At 66.4% G+C, this 21,495-nt stretch carries 20 protein-coding genes; 17 read left to right on the top strand and 3 right to left on the bottom strand.

All coding sequences use genetic code 11. The annotated features are described in order from the left end of the window. Nucleotides 1-259: 259 nt before the first annotated feature. The 11 genes from BAU06_RS26020 (at nucleotide 260) to BAU06_RS07320 (ending at nucleotide 12,591) form a co-directional block, all read left to right on the top strand. A complete protein-coding gene (locus tag BAU06_RS26020) occupies nucleotides 260-685 on the top strand; it encodes an RHS repeat-associated core domain-containing protein (protein WP_197509462.1) in 426 nt (141 codons plus the stop codon). Next, the gene (locus BAU06_RS07275; RefSeq protein ID WP_082993558.1) at nucleotides 648-1,121 is read left to right on the top strand and encodes a hypothetical protein; all 474 of its coding nucleotides are present in this window, start codon (nucleotides 648-650) and stop codon (nucleotides 1,119-1,121) included. Before BAU06_RS26020 ends, BAU06_RS07275 begins: the two co-directional genes overlap by 38 nt. 854 nt (nucleotides 1,122-1,975) lie before the next feature. After that, on the top strand, nucleotides 1,976-2,608 hold the full coding sequence (locus BAU06_RS27265) for a DUF2946 domain-containing protein (protein WP_335617502.1): 633 nt from the start codon (nucleotides 1,976-1,978) through the stop codon (nucleotides 2,606-2,608). A gap of 76 nt (nucleotides 2,609-2,684) precedes the next feature. Further along, nucleotides 2,685-5,075 carry a TonB-dependent receptor gene (locus BAU06_RS07285; RefSeq protein WP_082993559.1) on the top strand — a complete coding sequence of 797 codons (2,391 nt, stop codon included), beginning with the start codon at nucleotides 2,685-2,687 and terminating at the stop codon, nucleotides 5,073-5,075. A gap of 226 nt (nucleotides 5,076-5,301) precedes the next feature. Further along, entirely contained in the window at nucleotides 5,302-6,192 is an 891-nt protein-coding gene (locus BAU06_RS07290) for a nitrilase family protein (protein ID WP_066346327.1), read from the top strand. A 73-nt stretch (nucleotides 6,193-6,265) separates the two neighbouring features. Then, a complete protein-coding gene (locus BAU06_RS07295) occupies nucleotides 6,266-7,426 on the top strand; it encodes a substrate-binding protein (protein ID WP_066346331.1) in 1,161 nt (386 codons plus the stop codon). Nucleotides 7,427-7,475: 49 nt separating this feature from the next. Then, nucleotides 7,476-8,309 (top strand): branched-chain amino acid ABC transporter permease, encoded by an 834-nt coding sequence (locus BAU06_RS07300; protein WP_066346335.1) that lies wholly within the window; start codon nucleotides 7,476-7,478, stop codon nucleotides 8,307-8,309. Then, on the top strand, nucleotides 8,302-10,107 hold the full coding sequence (locus BAU06_RS07305) for an ABC transporter permease subunit (protein WP_066346339.1): 1,806 nt from the start codon (nucleotides 8,302-8,304) through the stop codon (nucleotides 10,105-10,107). Before BAU06_RS07300 ends, BAU06_RS07305 begins: the two co-directional genes overlap by 8 nt. Further along, the gene (locus tag BAU06_RS07310) at nucleotides 10,104-10,805 is read left to right on the top strand and encodes a branched-chain amino acid ABC transporter ATP-binding protein (RefSeq protein WP_066346342.1); all 702 of its coding nucleotides are present in this window, start codon (nucleotides 10,104-10,106) and stop codon (nucleotides 10,803-10,805) included. The genes BAU06_RS07305 and BAU06_RS07310 overlap by 4 nt, the downstream gene beginning before the upstream one ends. A 27-nt stretch (nucleotides 10,806-10,832) precedes the next feature. Continuing rightward, the gene (locus tag BAU06_RS07315) at nucleotides 10,833-11,975 is read left to right on the top strand and encodes a transporter substrate-binding domain-containing protein (protein ID WP_066346346.1); all 1,143 of its coding nucleotides are present in this window, start codon (nucleotides 10,833-10,835) and stop codon (nucleotides 11,973-11,975) included. Nucleotides 11,976-11,979: 4 nt separating this feature from the next. After that, the gene (locus BAU06_RS07320; protein ID WP_066346349.1) at nucleotides 11,980-12,591 is read left to right on the top strand and encodes an ANTAR domain-containing response regulator; all 612 of its coding nucleotides are present in this window, start codon (nucleotides 11,980-11,982) and stop codon (nucleotides 12,589-12,591) included. 16 nt (nucleotides 12,592-12,607) lie between these two features. On the opposite strand, the gene BAU06_RS07325 is transcribed toward BAU06_RS07320, so the two are convergent. From BAU06_RS07325 to BAU06_RS07335, 3 genes are all read right to left on the bottom strand, one after another. Further along, complete coding sequence (locus tag BAU06_RS07325; RefSeq protein WP_082993560.1) at nucleotides 12,608-13,132, bottom strand: DUF2244 domain-containing protein; 525 nt, start codon at nucleotides 13,130-13,132, stop codon at nucleotides 12,608-12,610. A 48-nt stretch (nucleotides 13,133-13,180) separates the two neighbouring features. Next, complete coding sequence (ctaD, locus tag BAU06_RS07330; protein WP_231934068.1) at nucleotides 13,181-14,719, bottom strand: cytochrome c oxidase subunit I; 1,539 nt, start codon at nucleotides 14,717-14,719, stop codon at nucleotides 13,181-13,183. 334 nt (nucleotides 14,720-15,053) lie between these two features. Then, a complete protein-coding gene (locus BAU06_RS07335) occupies nucleotides 15,054-15,311 on the bottom strand; it encodes a hypothetical protein (RefSeq protein WP_066346366.1) in 258 nt (85 codons plus the stop codon). 204 nt (nucleotides 15,312-15,515) lie between these two features. Between BAU06_RS07335 and BAU06_RS07340 the strand changes: the two genes are divergently transcribed. The 6 genes from BAU06_RS07340 (at nucleotide 15,516) to BAU06_RS07365 (ending at nucleotide 21,495) form a co-directional block, all read left to right on the top strand. Continuing rightward, a complete protein-coding gene (locus tag BAU06_RS07340) occupies nucleotides 15,516-17,885 on the top strand; it encodes a hybrid sensor histidine kinase/response regulator (protein ID WP_066346372.1) in 2,370 nt (789 codons plus the stop codon). A 139-nt stretch (nucleotides 17,886-18,024) separates the two neighbouring features. After that, nucleotides 18,025-18,738: a succinate dehydrogenase/fumarate reductase iron-sulfur subunit gene (locus BAU06_RS07345; protein WP_066346378.1), complete on the top strand. Its 714-nt coding sequence runs from the start codon at nucleotides 18,025-18,027 to the stop codon at nucleotides 18,736-18,738. Then, nucleotides 18,738-19,085, top strand: a complete 348-nt coding sequence (locus tag BAU06_RS07350) for a succinate dehydrogenase (RefSeq protein WP_066346380.1) — start codon at nucleotides 18,738-18,740, stop codon at nucleotides 19,083-19,085. The genes BAU06_RS07345 and BAU06_RS07350 overlap by 1 nt, the downstream gene beginning before the upstream one ends. After that, nucleotides 19,085-19,438 (top strand): succinate dehydrogenase, cytochrome b556 subunit, encoded by a 354-nt coding sequence (gene sdhC / locus BAU06_RS07355; protein ID WP_082988051.1) that lies wholly within the window; start codon nucleotides 19,085-19,087, stop codon nucleotides 19,436-19,438. The genes BAU06_RS07350 and sdhC overlap by 1 nt, the downstream gene beginning before the upstream one ends. A 108-nt stretch (nucleotides 19,439-19,546) precedes the next feature. Next, complete coding sequence (locus tag BAU06_RS07360) at nucleotides 19,547-20,557, top strand: Bug family tripartite tricarboxylate transporter substrate binding protein (protein ID WP_066346386.1); 1,011 nt, start codon at nucleotides 19,547-19,549, stop codon at nucleotides 20,555-20,557. Between the two features lie 62 nt (nucleotides 20,558-20,619). After that, entirely contained in the window at nucleotides 20,620-21,495 is an 876-nt protein-coding gene (locus BAU06_RS07365) for a fumarate hydratase (protein WP_066346391.1), read from the top strand.

Below are 21,495 nucleotides of genomic sequence, written 5' to 3' on the forward strand. Positions count from 1 at the left end.
GGTCGCAACCTGACCGGACCGACCGGGCTGACGATGATGATGCGCCCTTGTTCGGACTTGGAGCGTTCGCGATATCGTTGGCGCTCTTCGTCACATGAAATTACGGGGGGCTTTCCGTTGGCGCGTCCAAAATAGCCGCGCTGTGCGGCGAAAACGTTCATCGCACTAACCGTTGAATGGTATGGCGAGTCTTATCGTGATTCAGAGTTGCGTCCGTGCGCCTGGTGGGGCCGGCGGTGAGGACGGTGTCGTTCCGTCAATGCTGCGTCGCTATGCCGGCGTGGTGTATGACCCGGTCACCGCATACTACAACCTGGGCAACGGCTCCCGGTCGTACCTTCCCTATTTGATGCGCTTCTGCGCGCCGGACGTTCGCAGCCCTTTCGGGGTCGGCGGGGTTAATACCTACGCGTATTGCAAGGGCGACCCGATTAATTATGCCGATCCCGATGGGCACGTTCCTGTTGCGAGCCTGGAAAGCCTGGCCGCCCGGGCGGCGCTGAGGGCGATGGAGGGCGCCAGTGAGAAAGTGTCCCTGCCGGTGCACGAGATAGAGAAAGACCTTGCCGCAGAAGGGCCGCTCTTCAAACGGATACAACATGCACTATGGCAATCTCCCATGCCACGTGCGGCGTTTGCCGTGGACGGTGAACGGCAAGCGCGCCGAAATCTACACCTTCGATGATAGTTTCGGCAGGTATGGGAGGAGGAAGAACATTGCCGTACACGGCGACATCATCGATGGCGAGCCTTATGTGTCATTCAGCAATGATGACGCGGCCATACTAGTCGGGCCGCAGGCACTGGCCGGCCAGGTGGGCGATCTTTCTGGATACGATGTCGTAAGGCTGGTCTCATGTCATACGGCCGAGGGCGAAGCGCCCTTTGCTCAACAGTTCGCCCGTGCGGTGAACCGGCCGGTGGTCGGATTCATGGGACCGATGAATTCGAGTTTTCCCCTGCCGGAGCGCATCTCCGACACGTACGATATGTGGGAAGAAATCGCTCGGGAAGACAACCATCCGCCGGGATCCACTGATCGGCGTCTGCGTGAACAATACGAAGGGCGCCTTTTCGGCAATAATCCCGCCTTCTACCGTCCACGGCTGTTCCTCCCGTGAGGGCCCATGGGACCGGTCCGCGTATCCCCGCTCCGAAGGCATGGATCAGCCGGATATAAGCAGGTATATGCCGAACAGGCCTGCGCCGACGCCCCCTTTGGGACACTGCGGTCGCTTGTCGGCACCGCCGGCACGATGAACCGCGTAGGCGTTTCGCGGCCGCCCGGGCGGCCGCGAAATGACGGGCACCGCGCGATCTTTCTTGCGCCCGAAATCCGGCCTACGAAGTGCCAGAACGCCGACCGTGACAACGACCATGTCTAAGGCAGATCGTGAGTCCGGCGGGGGTGATGCCTGTCGGGGCCGGCCCGTCGGAGGGCGCGCGCGGGCTTCCGAAGGCAGGACGGCCGGGCAAAAAAGCCGCAAGAACGCCGACGCCTGTTCGGCCGCCGAACGAGGAAGACGCAGCGGTAGTCCAGCGCGAAGGCGCTGGACCGCCCGACCGGGCCGACCCCGACAGGCATCACCCCCGCCGGACGGCAATAGCAAGATCACCTGAAACGGCATCACCCCCGACGGACGGCAATAGCAAGATCACCTGAAACGGCATCACCCCCGACGGACGGCAATAGCGAGATCACCTGAAACGGCAGACCCCCCGACGGACGGCAATAGCAAGATCACCTGAAACGGCAGACCCCCCGACGGACGGCAATAGCAAGATCACCTGAAACGGCAGACCCCCCGCCGGACGGCAATAGCAAGATCACCTGAACGACGAAGCCAGGCAAACAAGGACAATTTGTCCAAGCCGCGCAGCCCTCGCTTCCGGCTACACTCACACGCCTATTCCGGTAAGCACGATGCGCCTCCACGTCCGCCGACAATTGACCGCCTGGCTTGGCCTGATCGCCATGGCCCTGGTCGCTTTCGCGCCGACGGTCAGCCACTTCGTGCGGGCGGCGAAGACGGTCATCGTGCCCATATGCACCACCGATGACAGCCAGCCCGGGCATCGCGTCAGTCTGCTGGCCATTCCGATGCCAGCGATGCATGCCGCCGCCCTGACCGTCATGAGAATGAGCGGTATGGGTTCCCCCCGGCCTGGGGAAACGTTGAACCAACCGCAAGATAGCGACGGCAAATCTGCAGAGCTTGACACAAGCGCCATGCGGCACACGCGTGCCATGTCGGACATGAGCTCCATGCCGGACGGGAACGCCATGCCGGACGTGAAGGCCATGCCGGACATGAGCGCGCCGCACATGCATGCCAAACAGGACGCGAGCGCCATGCAAGGCATGCATCACGGCAGCGGCGCCTCGCATCGCATGATGGGGCATACCGACGACGGTTCGCAGGCCATGGAGGATTGCGGCTATTGCGATCTATTGGGCCACACTCCCGCGGTATCCCTCGTGCCCCCCGCGCCCATCGCGCCGCTGCTGCTCCTCTTCGTCGTATTCGTCCTTCCCACCCTGACCCGCTACACGCCCCTGGGCGCCTTCCCTTCGGGGCGTCCGCGCGCCCCGCCCGCCGTTTCCTGACACCCCTGCCGTACCTCGAACGCCGCCCGCTGACAGCAGGTGGCCGTTCGTTCGTCCATTCCTGTCAGGAAACATCATGTCCCATTCCCTTGCGCGGCGCGCCTCGCCTTGCGCGCGCCTGCTTGCCCGCCTTCTGGGTGGCGGTCTCTTGCCGTTGCTCTCCATCCACGCCCACGCCGCCGATAGCGCCGCGGTCACGCCGGCCGCCGGCGGCGACGCGCCTGCCGCCACATCCGCGCCAGGCACCGGCACCCAGGCGACGTTCGCCGTCCTTCCGACCGTCAGCGTCACCGCCCAGGGCGAGATGCCGCCCCCCACCGATCCCAACCTGCCCGCCACCGTCGAATCCGTCACACGCGACCAATTCCAGAGATGGAACGTGGTCAACAGCGAAGACGCCCTTAAATATATGCCCAACCTTGCCGTCCGCAAGCGCTTCATCGGCGACCAGAACTCCATCATCGCCGTGCGTGGCACCAGCAACAGCCAGAGCGCCCGTGGCCTGGTCTATGCCGATGGTCTCCTCTTGAGCAACCTGCTTGGGAACAGCTTCACCTATCCGCCGCGCTGGTCCATGGTCGCCCCCGACGAAATCGACCGCGTCGACGTCATCTACGGCCCGTACTCCGCGCTCTATCCCGGGAACTCCCTGGGCGCCACCGTTCTTATCACCACCCGCATGCCGGACCGCTTCGAGGCGCATGCCGACGCCAAAGGGTACTCGCAGCACTTCAGCCTGTTCGGCATCGACCGGGACTTTACCGGAGGCCAGACCTCGGCCTCGTTCGGCGACCGCATCGGCAAGCTCTCTTACCTGATCGGCGTCAGCCATCTGGAAAATACCAGCCAGCCCTTGCAGTTTGCCACCCTGCCGCGCTCCAGCACGCCCGCCGGCCCCGGCGCCGTGCCCGTGACGGGCGCGCGTTTCTACGATAACCAGACCGGTGCGCCCACCATCGTGCTGGGTGTCAATGGCGAAGGCATCGAGCGCACCATCGAGGACCAGTTCAAGCTCAGGCTGCAATACGACTTCACCCCCACGCTGCAGGGCGGCGCCACGCTCGGCTACTGGCGCGACCGCTATCGCAGCGATACCTCCACCTTCCTGCGCGATGCCAATGGCAACAAGGTCTACCAGGGCAAGGTCGATATCGGCGGCTACGAGTACAACATTCCCGCCTCCGCGCTGGCGCCCAGCCGCGGCGACAGCGAGAACTGGCTCTACGGCCTGTCGCTGAAGACGCGCAACCCCACCGGCTGGAATGCCGAGGCCATCGCGTCCTACTACGACGTGGCGCGCAACGTGGCCCGCAATGCCAACCAGGGCGGTCCCGGCGACGGCCCGGGCACGGTCACTTACGGCGACGGTACCGGTTGGAAAACCCTGGACCTGAAATCGACCTATACCCAGGCGCCGTCGGTATCCGGCCTGGCGGCTCATGACCTGACCTTCGGCTATCACATCGACAGCTATTTCTCCGACAGCCGCACATTCAATACGGACGACTGGTCGGACGGCGATGCCGGGTCTTTCGCCAATGCCTTCCAGGGACGTACCCGCACCCAGGCCTGGTATGCCCAGGATGCGTGGCGTTTCCTGCCGCGCTGGAAACTGGTCTATGGCTTGCGCTACGAGGACTGGCGCGCCTATGGCGGCTCGCAGGCCGTGGGCGGCGTGCGCGTGCCTTATCCCGATGCCAGCCAGCAGCATGTGTCGCCCAAGGCATCGCTGTCCTTCGATGCCACCGACGACCTGACCCTGCGTGCCTCCATCGGACGCGCCTACCGCTTTCCCACCGTGGGGGAATTGTTCCAGGGCAAGATCAACGGCTCCACGCTGGTCAACAACAACCCCGGCCTGCAGCCGGAGAACGACCTGTCCAAGGAGCTGACCGCCGAATGGGCGCTGGACAGCGGAATCTATCGGGTGTCGCTATTCCAGGACGACGTGAAGAACACCATCTTCAGCCAGACCGACACGACCGCCATTCCCAACGTGACCAGCTTCCAGAACATCGACAAGGTGCGGTCGCGCGGCGTGGAAACCAGCTACCAGGGGCAGGACGTGGGTGTGCAGGGACTGGACCTCATCGCCAACCTTGCCTATACGCAGTCCAGGATATTGGCCAATTCGCAGAACCCGGCATCGGTGGGCAAGTACTTCTACCGTATTCCCTTGTGGCGGGCCAACCTGGTGGGCACGTATCGTTTCGACGACAAGGCCTCGCTGACCGCGGCGGTGCGTTATTCCGGGCGGCAATACAACACGCTGACCAACCAGGATAGCAACCCCGACGTCTTCGGCGGCACCAGCACGTACACGGTGGTGGACGCCAAGTTCACCTACAGGATCGATCGCCACAGCGAAGTCAGCGTGGGCGTGGACAATCTGTTCGACGAACGGTATTTCGTCTATCACCCCTATCCCGGGCGCACGCTGTTCGTGGAGACGAAGCTGCGCATGTAGGAGTTGGCGCGGCGCGGCGCGGCCGGACGTGGCGGCATGTCCTAGGGTATCCACCAATCCGCATTGCATTGACATCGCAATGCCGCAGTCCGGATAATTTGTCCTGGATTCGCGACAAGACTGCCGCGGGCCCAACGCAGCAGGATTGCTGCGCAAACAACGGCTATGAAAGCCCTCGCATCGCGCCCCAGGCGTGGTCGAGGGCTTTTTTGTTTTTGGAGCTTCCATGTCGTCTTCCGAACCCGTGGACGCGCGCGTGTTCCCCGATACCATCGTGGCCGCCGTGCAAATGGACTGCCGCATCGGCCAGAAGGCCGCCAACGTCGCGCGTTCCCTGGCGCTGATCGAACAGGCCGCGGGGCAGGGCGCCGCCGTCGTGGTGCTGCCCGAGCTCTGCAACACCGGCTATGTGTTCGACAGCCGGGCAGAGGCCTTCGGCCTGGCCGAAAGCGTGCCGGACGGCCCGACCGCACGGGCCTGGATAGAGGCGGCCGCGCGCTTGAACGTGCACATCGTGGCCGGCATTACGGAACGGGCCGGCGAACGGCTCTACAACGCCGCGGCGGTCATCGGGCCGCGCGGCTACCTGGGCACCTACCGCAAGCTGCACCTGTGGGGCGAAGAGAATCTGTTCTTCGAGCCGGGCGACCTGGGCCTGCCGGTGTTCGACACCGCGCACGGCCGGCTGGGCGTGGCCATCTGCTACGACGGCTGGTTTCCGGAGGTCTACCGGCTGCTGGCCATGAAGGGGGTGGACATCGTCTGCGTGCCCACCAATTGGGTGCCCATGCCGGGACAGGATCCCAGGCACCCCACCATGGCCAATACGCTGGCCATGGCCGCCGCGCATAGCAATGGCCTGAACATCGTCTGCGCGGACCGCGTGGGAATCGAGCGCGGCCAGCCCTTCCTGGGGCAGAGCCTGGTCGTGGGCTCGCAGGGCTGGCCCCTGGCGGGTCCGGCCAGTCCCGACCGCGAAGAGATCCTGTACGCGGCGATCAACCTGAAGCAGTCGCGCGGGGCCCGCCATCTGAATCCCTACAACGTCGTGCTGCGCGACCGGCGCGACGACCTCTATCGGATCGTGTCCGTTCCGGGCCAGGCCGGCGCCCGCTAGCGCGGTCCCGTCCGCGGCCGCGACCGATACGCGCCACTCCGTCGTTGGAAGTCATCTTCACACAGGACAGCCTATGAAAACCACCACTTTCCTTGTTTCTACCGTGCTGGCCGCGAGCAGCGTGCTGGCGCTCGGGGCGCAGGCGGCCGAACCCATCCGCATCGGCGTGGCCGTGGGCCTGTCGGGCGCCAACAGCGTGGTCGCGCCGGCGGCCGTGCAATCGTCGCAATTGGCCGTCGACGAGATCAATGCCGCCGGCGGCATCCTGGGGCGCCAGGTGCAGCTGGAAATCGCCGACGACGGATCCGGCGCCGTGGGCGCGCAGAAGGCCTTCGATACCCTGGTCTTCCAGAAGAAAGTGGACGCGATCATCGGCATGGAGACCAGCGCGGCGCGCAGCGCCGGGCTGCCCGTGGTGGCGCGCGGCAAGACGCCCTACATCTACACGTCCTTCTACGAAGGCCGTTCCTGCAGCCGTTGGCTGTACGTGAACGGCTGGGTGCCGGAGCAGCAGGTCGCGCCGGTGGTCGATTACTTCACCGCCCATGAAAAGGCCAAGACCTTCTTCCTGGTGGGCAGCGACTACTCCTTCGGCCGCGGCATGCTGGCTTTCACGCGCAAATACATCGAGCAGAAGGGCGGCAAGGTCGTGGGCGAAGAGTACCTGCCCATGGACGGCAGCGACTGGACCGCGGTGATCTCCAAGCTGCGCGCGGCCAAGCCGGATGCGGTGATCAGCTCCACGGCCGGCGGTGCGCCCAATGTGTCGCTGGCCAAGCAACTGAAGGCCGCCGGCATTTCCATCCCCTACGGCAACCTGGCCATCGACGAAGGCACCGCCAAGACCATGGGCGATGTGGCCGCCGGCATGTATTTGTCGGCCTCGTACCTGACCAGCATCGACAATCCGCAGAACAAGCGCTTCCTGGAGGCCATGCGCAAGAAGTTCGGCGCCGAGCTGAAGACGCCCAACGAGCTGTCCGAGCCGCAGTACGAGGCCTTCTACCTGTACAAGGCCGCCGTCGAAAAGGCCGGCACCACGGATTCCGACAAGGTGATCCCGGCGCTGGCGCAGGTGTCCTACGAGGGGCCGCGCGGGCCGGTCAGCATGGACCGCAGCCGGCACGCGTCCCTGAACATGCACCTGGGCCAGATCCAGGCGGACGGCTCGGTGAAGATCCTGCAGACCTTCCCCGCGGTGGATCCTGGCCCGCAATGCCCCAACATCAAGTAATGCACCGTATCGACCGCGCGGGCGCCGCTGCCCGCGCGCGGAGGCTGGCATGGATCTACTGCTGGATGTGCTGACCACCACGGCGATGCTGTTCGTCGTCACGGTCGGACTGATGGTGATCTTCGGCGTGATGAAGATCGTCAATTTCGCGCATGGTTCGCTGATCACGCTGGGCGGCTACGTCAGCTATGCGGTCACCCGGCTGGGACTGAACCCCTGGCTGGGCTGGCCGCTGGCGGTGCTGTGCGGCATCGTCGCGGGCATGGCGATAGAGCGGCTGGTCGTGCGGCCGCTGTACCGGCGCCCGCTGGACGCCATCCTGGCGACCTGGGGGCTGGGCATCGTTATCGGGCAATTGATCGTGCTGGCCTTCGGGCGCGAGGTGCAGTTCGCGGATGCGCCGCTCTCCGGGATCTGGACGGTGGGGGGCAGCGATTATTCGGCCTACCGCATCGTGCTGATCCCCGTGGCCCTGGTCGTCTGGGCGCTGCTGAGCGCCTTATTGAACGGCACGCGCTTCGGCGTGCGCACGCGCGCGGTCATCATGAACGAGCCGCTGGCCAGCGGGCTGGGCATCAACGCCGCCCGTATCCGTTTCGCCACGTTCAGCCTCGGCGCCGGGCTGGGGACGCTGGGCGGTGCGCTGGTCACGCCACTGTCCAGCGTGGATCCCAATATGGGCGTCGGCTGGCTGGTCAGCGCCTTCATGCTGGTCATGGTGGCGGGCCATTCCATCTCCAGCCTGATGCTGACCTGCCTGGTGTTCGGCGCCTGCCAGGTGCTGGTCAGCATCTATGTCAATCCGGTCCTGGGCGGCCTGACTATCGCCGTGCTGGCGGCGCTGACGCTGCGCGTGCGGCCCAAGGGGTTCGCCCATGAGTAATGCCATGATCGATCGCGACAACGCGGCGGCCGGACCCGGGCCGCGGGCGGCCTCGCGCGGGGGCCTCGCCGGCCTGGCCGTCGTGGGCCTGGTACTGCTCGCCGCCGGGCCCTTCCTGTTCGACACGTATCTGCTGAACGTGCTGATCAAGGCGTATTTCTTCGCCATCGCCGCCCTTACTGTCGACCTGCTCTGGGGCTACACGGGCTACCTGACTTTCGGGCAGTCGGCCTTCTTCGGCATGGGGGCCTACGCGGCGGGCCTGGCCTTTACCCATTACGGGTTTTCCCCGGGCGTGGCGGCGCTGGCCTTGCTGGCGGCCGCGGGCGGCACGGCCTTGCTCGCCGGCGTCGTCGGCTGGCTGTCTTTCTACCGGGGCGCTTCGCCGTTCTTCGCCACGGTGATCTCGCTGGTCCTGCCTATCGTGCTCACGCAGCTGGTGCTGTCGGGCGGCGAGTGGACGGGCTCCAGCTCCGGGCTGACCGGCTACGACAGCTTCGACCTGTCGCTGCGGGGCTGGTACTGGGTGGCCGGCGGCGCCCTGGCCGTGGCCGGGGCCGCGGGCTGGATACTGGTGCGCAGCGACGGCGGCCGCATACTGACGGCGGTGCGCGACAACGAAACCCGTTGCGAGTACCTGGGCCTGCGCGTCCCGCGGGTGCGCATCCTGTTGCTGGTCGCCATGGCGGCGGTGGCGGGCCTGGCGGGGTACGGCTATGGGGCCTTCAGCGGCGTCGTGGCGCCCGAACTGACCGGCTTCGTCCTGGGGACGGAATTGATCATCTGGGTCGCGCTGGGCGGGCGCGGAACGCTTTGGGGACCGCTGATCGGCGCCGTGCTGATCAACGTGACCAGTGCCTACCTGAGCGGCAGCATGCCCTTCGCCTGGCAGCTGATACTGGGCGTGGCCTTCGTGGCCGTGATCCTGCTGCTGCCGCGCGGCCTGGTGCCCCTGTTGTTGCGCCCCTTCGGGCTGGGCCGGCTGGCGGCGCGGGCGCCCGTGCTGGCGGTGCGCGACGTGGCCGCGCCCGCCTCCACGGATGCGCCGGCCCTGGAAATGCGCGATGTCAGCCGCAGTTTCGGCTCGCTGCAGGTGCTGCGCGGCATCACGCTGACCGCGCGGGCGGGCGAGCTGGTCGGCCTGATCGGCCCCAACGGCGCCGGCAAGACCACGCTGATGCGCGCCTTGAGCGACGGTGCCGAGCGCAGCGGCGGCGCCATCGTCCTGTGCGGCCACGACATCGGCCGCCAGCCTCCGCAGGATTGCGTGCGCGACGGCCTGGGGCGCAAGTTCCAGAACGCCAATGTCTTCGACACGCTGACGGTGGCCGACAGCCTGCGCATCGCCGGCGCGCTGCATGACAAGCCATCGCTGTGGCGGCGATCCGGGACGCTGCGCCTGCCGGTGTATGCCCTGGAAGTGCTGCGGGCCACGGGCCTGGACCGCAAGCTGGACGCCGTCGCGCGGGACTTGTCGCATGGCGAGCAGCAGGCGCTGGAACTGGCCATGGTGCTGGCCCTGGCGCCACGGATCGTGCTGCTGGACGAACCCACGGCGGGCCTGAGCAAGCTCGAGCGCACGCGCATCGGCGAAATCCTGGCTACGCTGGCGCATCGCCATGGGCTGTGCTGCCTGCTGGTGGAGCACGACCTGGACTTCGTCGAGCAGGTGGCCACCCGCATCGTCGTGCTGCACCAGGGTGCCATCGTCATGGACGGCAGCTTCGCCCAGGTGGTGGGGTCCGAACTGGTGAAGACGATCTACGCGGGAACGGGACAGGCGGAGGCCATGCAATGAGCGCCTTGAAGCTCGATGGGGTGGTCAGCGGCTACGGCGCCTCGGTGGTGCTGCGCGGCGTGTCGATGGACATCGCCGCCGGGCAGGCGGTGGCCCTGCTGGGCAAGAATGGCATGGGCAAGAGTACGCTGCTGAAGACGGTGATGGGGTATCTGCCCAAGCAGGGCGGCAGCGTCGCCCTGGACGGCGAGGACATTACGCGCCTGCCGCCGCATCGCGTGGCGCGCAAGGGCGTGGCCTACGCGGCGCAGGAACAGGCGATCTTCACGGAGCTGAGCGTGCGCGACAACCTGCGGCTGGGGCTGGCGCGCGAGACCGATTTCCCCGCCCGTTTCGCCGCCGTCGAACCGATTTTCCCGGTCTTCAAGGACCGGCTCAAACAGCCCGCCGGCACGCTGTCCGGCGGCGAGCAGAAGATGCTGCTGGTGGCGCGGGCGCTGATGCTGCGTCCGTCCGTTATCCTTCTGGACGAAATCACGGAAGGCCTGCAGCCGTCGGTGATCGATCGCCTGGCGCAGGCCCTGCTGTGGGAGCGCCGCGAAAACGGCACGACGATGCTGCTGATCGAGCAGAACGTCGATTTCGCCCTGCGCGTGACCGATCGTTTCCTGGTCCTCAAGCAGGGCGAAATCGTCGAACAGGGCAGTGCGCGCGATGGCGCGGCGGCCGAAACGATATTTGCCCACCTGCGCGTCTAGCGGCGCGGGGCGGGCCGGGATGGAGCTATGGCGGAAACCAAGGGATCGTCGGCGGACTGGCGCATCGGCATATTGTTTTCGCGTACGGGTGTGACGCGCGTGACCGGCTCGGAGCATTTCCTGGGCACCGCCCTGGCGGTGGAGGAGATCAACGCCGCGGGCGGGGTGCTGGACAGGCAGTTGGCGCCGGTGTGCTACGACCCGGCCAGCGATCCGGCCGAATACCGCCGCCTGGCCACCCGGCTGATGACGGACGACGACGTCAACGTGATCTTCGGCTGCTCCACCTCGTCCAGCCGCAAGGCGGTCCTGCCGGTGGTGGAGCGCAACAACGGCCTGCTCTGGTACTGCTCCTTCTATGAAGGCTTCGAGTATTCGCCCAACGTGCTGTACACCGGGGCGGTGCTCAACCAGAACGCCATGCAGCTGGCCGCCTACCTCCTGCAGCACAACGGCTCGCGTTTTTTCCTGGTCGGGTCGGACTACATCTATCCGCGCGAGTCCAACCGGGTGATGCGGGACATGGTCGAACAACACGGCGGCGAGATCCTGGACGAGGTCTACCTGCCGCTGACCGCCGGCGCCGGCGAGGTCGCGGAAGTCGTGCGCGATATCCGGTCCGCCCAGCCGGAGGTCGTGTTTTCCACGGTGGTCGGCGACTCCGCGCGCATGTTGTACCGGCAGTATGCCGAAAGCGGCCTGGACCCGCGCAAGACCCCCATCGCCAGCCTGTCCATGGCCGAAGAGGAAATCCGCCTGGTGGGCGCGCCGCTGTGCGCCGGCCACATCACCGCGGCCACGTATTTCAATTCCCTGGACAACGACAGCAACCGCCGCTTCACGGCGTTGTGGCGCGAGCGGTACGGGGACAGGCCCACCAGTACCTGGTCGGAGTCCGCGTACAACCAGGTCCACCTGTTCGCCCGCGCGCTCGAACGCACCGGCAGCCTGGACCCGGCCAAACTGGTGCGCACGGCGCATTTGGTGCGTTACGATTCCCCGGAAGGGCCGCTGGCCATCGATCCGGAAAACAACCACTGCCTGCTGACCCCCCGCATCGGCGTGTGCCGCGAGGACGGCCAGTTCCAGGTGGTGTGGCAAGGTTCGGGGCCGGTCAGGCCGGACCCCTACCTGTCCACCTTCGGGCTGGCGGAATTCTGGCTGAAGTGACGCGATGAGCAGCATACGCCGCCTCTATGAAGATCTGCGCAGCATCAGCGTCGCCGTCGTGCATCCGCCCGGCGAGGACCGCGAACTGCTGATCGAACAGCTCAAGCGCATCGGCTGCCGGCTGCAGGTCTTCTGGCCCTATTGCACGGAGCCGCCGCGCGGCGCCGACGTGGTGTTCTTCCATCTGTCGCAGGACATCCCCAGCGGCGGGATGTGGTGCGCCAGCGCCACGGAGGCCACCCTGATCGCGCTGTCCGATTATGAAAGCCCGACCACGCTGAAGCTATTGCTGGACAGCAGCGCGCACGGCGTGCTCACCAAGCCTTTCCGTTCCTCCGGCGTGCTCAGCACACTGGTGCTGGCGCGCTCGGCCCAGGGCTTCCAGCAACGGCAGCAAGCCAAGATCCAGAAGCTGGAAGCCACCATCAAGTCGCGGCGCCAGATCGACAAGGCCATCAAGGTGCTGGTCGACCACCAGGGCATGGACGAGGTCAAGGCCTACGAGCACATGCGGGCCCGCGCGACCAGCCTGCGCGTCACCGTGGCCGAAGTCGCGGCCATGGTCATCGACGCGCAGGAAGTCATGGAAAAACTGGGGCTGGGACGTGGCCGCTAGTGGACGCTGATGCGCGCTAGGGTTGCCGCCGCGCCAGCGTTTCGCGCAGGTCGGCTTCGAAGGCCGCGCGCATCGCGGGCGAGGCATGGCGGCCCACCGGGATGCAGGTGGCGCCCTGCTTCAGCCACAGGGTGTCCGCCTCTTCCTTCAGCAGGCGCAGGCCGTCGACACGCAGGACGTGGGTTTCGTGCCGCGGGCCGCGGTCGATTTCCACGCGCACCTCGCGCGCCCCGGTGAGGGTAATGGTTTCGCCATCGATGGCGTGGCGGGCGTAGGCCAGCGCCGCGCCGGCGATGGCGATAAGCTCGATGCCGCAGAACACGGGCACCAGCCAGATGCCGCGTATCCAGCAGCCGATGGCGACAGCGGCCGAAATGCCCATCAGCAGCCCCATGGCGGCAAAGTACTGCGCGGGCCGCAGGGCGCAATTGCGCTTCAGGCGCCAGACACGGGGGCCGGGAGGCGCCCGCCAAGGCAGCGTCCAGGAGGCCGGCGGCGAGGCCGACATCCATTCATCCGGGCGTATGTGCGTGTGTCTCATGATCGCGGCACCGTCGGCGTCCAGGCCAGGTGCGCCGGGCGCGTCCGGCTAGCGTACCTCAGGCGGCGTTTCGAAGGTATGGAAGGGCGCGGGCGACGGCACGGTCCATTCCAGTCCGTCGGCGCCTTCCCAGGACGAGGCGGCCGCCCTGGGTCCCTTGCCCGCCACGCAGCGCAGCACCGCCACCAGGAAGATCAGTTGCGACAGGCCGAACCAATAGGCCCCTATCGTCGCCCACTGGTGGAAGGTGGTGAACTGCGCCGCGTAGTCCACATAGCGGCGCGGCATGCCGGCCAGCCCCAGGAAATGCATGGGAAAGAAAGCCAGGTTGAAGGAGATCAGCGAGCTCCAGAAGTGCACTTTGCCCAGCTTCTCGCTGTACATATATCCGGTCCATTTCGGCAGCCAGTAATAGGTGCCGGCGAACAGGGCGAACAGGGAGCCGGCCACCAGCACATAGTGGAAGTGCGCCACCACGTAATAGGTATCGTGCACCTGGATGTCGATGGGCGCCACCGACAGGATCAGGCCGGTGAAGCCGCCTATGGTGAATACCCAGATGAAACCGATGGCGAACAGCATGGGCGTTTCGAAGCTGAGCCTGCCGCGCCACATGGTGGCTGTCCAGTTGAAGATCTTCACGCCGGTCGGCACCGAAATCAGCATGGTCGCGTACATGAAGTACAGCTGGCCCGTGACCGGCATCCCCGTGGCGAACATGTGGTGCGCCCAGACGATGAAGGACAGCACCGCGATGGCCGCGACGGCGTACACCATGGATGCGTAGCCGAACAAGGGCTTGCGCGAGAACGTCGGCACCACGGACGAGATGATCCCGAATGCCGGCAGGATCATGATGTAGACCTCCGGGTGGCCGAAGAACCAGAATAGGTGCTGGAAGAGCACGGGATCGCCGCCCGCGGCGGCATTGAAGAAGTCCGTGCCGAAATGCCGGTCCGTCAGGACCATCGTGATGGTGGCCGCCAGCACCGGCATCACCCCCAGCAGCAGGAAGGCGGTGATCAGCCACGTCCAGCAGAACAGGGGCATCTTCATCAGCGTCATGCCGGGCGCCCGCATGTTCAGGATGGTCACGATGATGTTGATGGAACCCATGATGGACGACGCGCCCATGATGTGCAACGCGAAGATGGCCAGGTCCATCCCCGGCCCCATCTGCAGGGACAGCGGCGCGTACAGCGTCCAGCCGGCGGCGGTCGCGCCGCCCGGCACGAAAAAGGAGGCGGTCAGCAGGATGGCCGCCATCGGCAGGATCCAGAAACTGAAGTTGTTCATGCGGGCGAAGGCCATGTCGGCAGCGCCTATCTGCAGGGGCACCATCCAGTTGGCGAAGCCGACGAAGGCCGGCATGATCGCGCCGAACACCATGATCAACCCGTGCATGGTGGTGAACTGGTTGAACAGCTCCGGCTGGAAGAATTGGATGCCGGGCTCGAACAGTTCCGTGCGCAGGAGCAGGGCCAGGACGCCGCCCTCCAGCAGCATGACGAACGAGAAAATCAGGTACATCGTACCGATGTCCTTGTGGTTCGTCGCCATCAGCCAGCGCCGCCATCCGTGCGGCATGCCGTGCCCGTGGTCCTCGTGCGCGGCGAGATCGCGATCCGCATGTCCCGGCCTGTGCACCAGGTTCTGTCCGTCCGTATAGCTGCTCATTCCTCTCTCCTTGGAAGAGACCTCGGCCCTGCGACTGCCCGGGCTGGCGTGCCGACGGACTGGCGCGAGTCCGCATTCTTGTATGCACCCCGACCCATGATCCGCGGCTTCCCCGGGATGCGAACCAAAATATGCTTAGCCATGGCCGCCTTGGCCGGGGCTTCCCCCGGCGATCCGCGCGCGCAAAAAAACGCGCCGGCATTTGTCGTGCCGGCGCGTGTTTGGCTGCGGCGGGGAGTGCCGCTCAGGTAACGGACAAGACCGGCTCGCCGTCCTGCCTGACGCTGCAAATGCCTAGCAGCACGTAGCGCGCGTGCCGTTCGGCGTCCTCTCGTGTGTCGAAATTCTGCGTCGCGGCCGAGCGCCACGACAATTGTTCCAGCCCGCATACAAGCCCCTCTCGGGAGGTTGCGATGGCGACTGAAAAGCTCCTGTCCCCTTGTTGAGTTATTTTGCAGATGACCCGATGGCCATCGATCAGTATTTCGCTATTTCCATCCATGTCGGTCTCCCCCGTGTCGATGCATGGCGCGTACCCACGTTACCCGGTTTCGCGGCAAACTGTGCTACCAACGGTGAACAACCCGGCCCGGGCCGCACGCTCGGGCGCGTGGCTAGTCCTTAGGGAGCCATCCGGGTTCCAGGCCCATCGTGCAACGGACGGCAGGCAACTTGCTGGACGTCCCGGCACAAGGAGGAAGCGGTGATGAACCAAGCCAGGAGCGACAGCCGCAAGCGCCGCGTGTCGACCGATCGCGTCGCCCGTGCGCTGCTGGAAAGCGCCACCGATTTCGCCATCTTCACCGTCGACCTCTCCCTGCGCGTCACCAGCTGGAACGTGGGGGCCTGCAAGTTGTTCGGCTGGACGGAAGAGGAAGCCCTGGGCGCCGACTCGGCGATGATATTCACGCCGGAGTCCCGCGAGCGGAACGATCATTTGCTGGAAGCGGAGACCGCCAGGGTGCGCGGCCGCGCCGAGGACGAGCGCTGGCATATGCGCAAGGATGGCTCGCGTATGTGGGCGTCCGGCCTGATGCAGCGCTTCGTGGACGACCGCACCGGCGAGCACATCGGCTATCTGAAGATCGTGCGCGACCGTACCGAGCAGCACTTGGCCGAGAGCCGCGCCAAGGCGGTCGACGCGCGCTTCCGCGCCCTGGTGGAGGGCTCGCCGCAGATGACTTTCTTCACGGACGCCAGCGGGCGCGTGGTCTATACCAGTCCCTATTGGGCCCGCTACACGGGCCGCGACCGGGATGCGGCGCGGCGCGACGATTGGACGGAATCCATCCATCCCGAAGACCGCCTGCCCATGCAGGAGGCCTGGCGGGATGCCATGCAGCGCGGCGTGGGCTGCGAGATGGAAATGCGCTTCCTGTGCGCCGCCGACAACAGCTGGCGCTGGTTCATGGCGCGCGCCGCTCCCATCCTGGAAGAGGACGGCCGCCTGGGCGGCTGGCTCATCATTGCCTTCGACATCGACCTCGTCGTGGCGGCGCGCAACGACTTGCGCCGCAGCCAGAAGCTGCTGCTCAACGAAGTCGCGCGGGGCCGGGCGGAACGCGATCGTACGTGGCAGCTGGCCAACGACCTGATGGTGGTGACCGACTTCGACGGCTACGTGCTGGACGCCAACCCCGCATGGACCGCCCGCCTGGGGTGGAAGCACGAAGAGCTGCTGGGCAACAATGTGCTCGGGCTGGTCCATCCCGACTATATGTCGCTGGCGCAGAACCAGCTCAAGCGGCTGCATCGCGGCCACGCGACCTCGCGTTTCGTGTGCGAATGCCGGCACCGGGACGGGAGCTACCGGACCTTGTCGTGGACGGCCGTGCCGGGCGACGGCCTGGTCCATGCCGTCGCCCAGGACGTCACCGCCGAGAACGTGGCCACGGCGGAGCTGGAGCTGGCGCAGGAAGCGCTGCGCCAGTCGCAGAAGATGGAGGCCGTGGGCCAGCTCACCGGGGGCATCGCCCACGACTTCAATAACCTGCTGACGGGCATCATCGGCGCCCTGCAGCTCATGCAGAAGCGCGCCGAGCGCGGCATGCTGGTCGATATCACGCGCTACACGGACATGGCGATGGAGTCGGCCAAGCGCGCCGCGGCGCTTACGCACCGGCTGCTGGCCTTCTCGCGGCGGCAGCCGCTGGCGCCCAAGCCCACGCAGCCCGCCCAGCTGATCCGTTCCCTGATCGAACTGTTCGAACGCACGCTGGGCGAGCGCATCGCCCTGGACGTGGACGTCCAGGATGGCTTGTGGAATGTGCTGTGCGATGCTCACCAGCTGGAGAACGCCATCCTGAACCTGGTGATCAACGCGCGCGACGCCATGCCCGAGGGCGGCACGCTGACCATCACGGCGCGCAACGTGGACCTGGACAACATCGCGGTGGCGAATGCCGTCATCCTGACGGCGGGCGAGTACGTGTGCCTTTGCGTCGCCGATACCGGGACGGGGATGGCGCCGGAGGTTGCCGCCAAGGCTTTCGAACCCTTCTTCAGTACCAAGCCGCAGGGCGAGGGCACCGGCCTGGGCCTGTCCATGGTGTACGGCTTCGTGCGCCAGTCCGGGGGCTATACGGAACTGGACAGCAAGCCGGGCGAGGGCACGTCGATACGGCTGTACCTGCCCCGATATACCGGGCCGCTGATCGCCGAGCATGCCGCCGATCCGTCGGCCGAAACGCACTCCGCCCTGGCGCCGGGACAGCAGCCGCTGGTCCTGGTGGTGGAGGACGATCCGCGTGTGCGCGACCTGCTGGTGGAAGTGCTGCGCGACCAGCAATGCCGGGTGGTGGAAGCGGCCGACGGCCTGTCGGGACTGCGCATCCTGAAGGAGACGCCCGGCATCGAGCTGGTGGTGAGCGATATCGGCCTGCCCGGCATGGACGGCCGCCGCATGGTTGAAGAGGCGCGGGCGATCCATCCCGAGCTGAAGGTCATCCTGATGACCGGCTATGCGCACAGCCTCGCCTTGACGGAGGGACTGCGGGATCCCCGCATGGAGCTCGTCACCAAGCCCTTCGGCATCGACGAGATCACGCGGCGGATCATGGCCGTACTCGCCACTTGATAAAGAATTTCTTTGTTCCGATGCGATAATTATTCGCTTTTGCTTTTTATAGGCCCCGCCCGACAATACGGCACCGGGAGAGGGCGCGCCGCCCGGCGCCAGCCATCGGCGCGCTCCCCGCATTGCGGACGGGAACGCCATGGATATGTTGGAAGTCAAGGTATGGCGCAGCGCCGACGGCGGCGGATTCGCGACCTACCGGGTGCCGCGCCACACCAGCCAGACGGTGCTGGACGTCGTGACCTACATACAGCGCGAGCTGCAGCCCGACCTGGGCTATCGCTACGCTTGCCGCGTCGGCATGTGCGGTTCCTGCGCCATGACGGTCAACGGCAAGGCGCGCTGGACCTGCCGCACCCACGTGGCGAAGGTCGCGGACCGCGGCCGGCTGGAGGTCGCGCCGCTCTCCAATCTGCCGGTCATCAAGGACCTGGTCACCGACATGAGCGCGTTTTTCGACAAGTGGAGCCAGGCCCAGGGCAGTTTCGCCGGCACGCTGTCGCGCCACGACGATTTCGCCCGCGTGCCGCCGTCCTCGCCACGCCGGCAGGCGGTGGACGCGGGCATCGAATGCATAGGCTGCGGCGTGTGCTACGCATCCTGCGACGTGGTCACCTGGCGTCCCGACTACCTGGGTCCCGCGGCGCTGAACCGCGCCTGGACGCTGATGAACGATGAACGCGACGTGCAGGGCGCCGAACGCCTGCGCGCCGTGGCGGGCGATGCCGGCTGCCACGCCTGTCATACCCAGGGCAGCTGTACCGAGCGCTGTCCCAAGGCCCTGGCGCCGACGGCAGGCATCGCCGGCCTGAAGCGCATGGCGGCCAAGGCCGCGATGAAAGGGGAATTGTGATGGCCGGCCCCAGCGTGCGCACACAGGCGCGCCTGTGGTACTTGCAGCGTGTCAGCGCGATGGTCCTGGCGCTGTTCGTCGCCGTCCACATCGGCATCATCGTGTATGCGGTGCGCGGCGGGCTCAGCGGCGCGGAGATCCTGGAGCGCACGCGGGGCAGTATCGGCTTCGCCGCGTTCTACGGCCTGTTCGTGCTGGCTTGCGCGGTGCACGTGCCGATCGGCCTGCTGCGCATCGCGGAGGAATGGCTGCGTTGGCGGGGCCCGTCGGCGGTGGCGGCCGCGCTGGCCTTTGCCGTCCTGCTGGTCTTCCTGGGCCTGCGCGCCGTTTACGGGGTAGTGGCATGATGCGGCGCAACGATGCGCGCGCGCGCAACCACCCGGCGTATTGGGCCTTCCTGGTCCACCGCATCTCCGGCCTGGCGCTGGCGCTGTTCCTGCCCATTCACTTCTGGGCGCTGGGGCAGGCGATCGCGGGCGAGCAGGCGCTGGACGGTTTCCTGCGCTTCGCCGACCGCCCGCTTTTCAAGTTCGCGGAATGGGGCCTGGTGGTGCTGCTTTCCCTGCACCTGATGGGCGGCCTGCGGCTGCTGGTGATCGAGTTCGCGCCCTGGACCCATTTACGCAAGGACTGGCTGGCCGTGGGCCTGGGCGTGGGCGCGGGCACCGGATTGGCGTTTTTACTGGCGTTGCTGCGGTAATCGCGCATTGACGCCCCGGGGCCAAGGTGCGACGCTGACGCGCCGCCCCCAATCGCGGCACGAGCTTCGCCGCAGATGCGAAGCCGCAAACCAACGGAGACAACCATCATGCATGAGTATCTGTACGAGCTGTCCAGACGTCCCAGGCATTGGCTGCACACCTGTATTCTGGCCCTCGCGTCCACCGCGATGGCGATGCCGGGCCTTGTCCATGCCGACGCGCCCTGGCCCGACAAACCGGTACGGATCATCGTTCCCTTCACCGCGGGCGGCACTACCGATGTCGTGGCGCGCGTGGTGGGCGCGGAGCTGGGCCAGATGTGGCACCAGTCGGTGGTCATCGACAACCGTCCGGGCGCCGGCGGCGCGATCGGCGCCACGCTGACCGCCAAGTCGCCACCCGACGGCTACACCCTGCTGATGGCTTCCGGCAGCATGTTCACGGTCAATCCCTACCTGTACCGGAACCTGCCGTATACGCTGAAGGACTTCGACTACATCACCAATGTCGCCAGCGGGCCGATGCTGGTGCTGGTCAACGAGTCCTTGCCCGCGAAGGACCTGAAGGAGCTGATCGCCCTGGCCAAGGCCCAGCCCAAGAAGCTGAACTTCGGCTCGGCCGGCAACGGCAGCCAGGTGCACATGGCGGGCGAGGCGCTGGCCGATGCGGCCGGCATCCAGATCACCCATGTCCCGTACAAGGGCGAGGCGCTGGCCTATAACGATCTGCTGGCCGGGCAGGTGCAACTGGTGGTGGGCAATATCGCGGCGGCGTCGGTGTTCGCGAAAAGCGGCAAGGCGCGCGCCCTGGCCGTCACCGGTCCCACGCGCTCGCCCATGATGCCGGACGTGCCCACCGCCAAAGAGGCGGGCCTGCCCGGCTACGAGACGACGGGCTGGTTCGCCCTGGTCACGGCGGCGGGCACGCCCAAATCCGTCATCGACAAAATCCAGCGCGATACGGCCAAGGTCCTGCAGCAGCCCGCCGTGCGCGAGAAACTGGCCGGCCAGGGCATGACGCCGGTGGGCAATACGCCGGCGGAGCTAGTCAAGAGCATCCAGGACGAATCCGGAAAGTGGAAGGCGATCGTCGAGCGCCGCAATCTTTCCATCGATTGAAGGCGGCCACCGCCCCGGCGGCATGCCGCCCCGGGGCGTCGCGGCGCGCTGGGAGACGCAGCATGCAAGCAGACCTCGCGGCGGTGGAAGAAGCCGCCAAAGACCTTTACATACGGGCGCTGAAAATCCTGCCGCCGGATATCAAGGCCGGCATAGACCGGCTGGCCGCCGACGAAACCTCGGCGGTGGCGCGCGGGGTCCTGGAGACCATGCGCACCAATATCCGGGTGGCCGAGGACCAGGAAAACCTGCTGTGCCAGGACACGGGCATTCCCATCTACAACGTCGCCATCGGCCGTGGCGTGCAGGTGGACGGGCATGCGCTGAAGCAGGCGATACGCAAGGGCTGCGAGCGCGCCACCCGCGAACATCCGCTGCGCTCGTCCGTGGTGCATCCGCTGACGCGGCGGAACAACCATACTTCCTGCGGCTTCGACGTGCCGGTGATCCACATCGATTTCGACGAGGCGCCGGAGCGCCTGTCCATCGAGATGATCCCCAAGGGCAGCGGCTCGGAGAACAACTCCTTCCTGAAGATGGCCGTGCCGGCGGAAGGCATCGATGCCATCAAGGCCTTCGTGGTGGATTGCGTGATCGCCGCGGGCGGCAAGACCTGTCCGCCCACCATCGTCGGCGTGGGCGTGGGCGGCACTTCCGACCTTTGCGTCGCGCTTGCCAAGCGCGCCGCCACGCGGCCGCTGGGCACCCGCTGCCAGGACCCGGAAGGCGCGGAACTCGAGCGCGTGCTGTCGGCGGCCGTCAACCAGCTGGGAGTCGGCCCGCAAGGACTGGGCGGCGACGGCACGGCCTTCGCCGTGCATATCGAACTGGCGCATACGCATATCACCATGAATCCCGTGGCGGTCAACATGCAATGCCACTCGGCGCGGCGCGCCCGCGCGGTTCTCACGCCGCAAGGCATCGAATACGGATTCTGA

It is taken from the genome of Bordetella bronchialis (genome assembly GCF_001676705.1).
GTDB lineage: Bacteria > Pseudomonadota > Gammaproteobacteria > Burkholderiales > Burkholderiaceae_B > Bordetella_C > Bordetella_C bronchialis.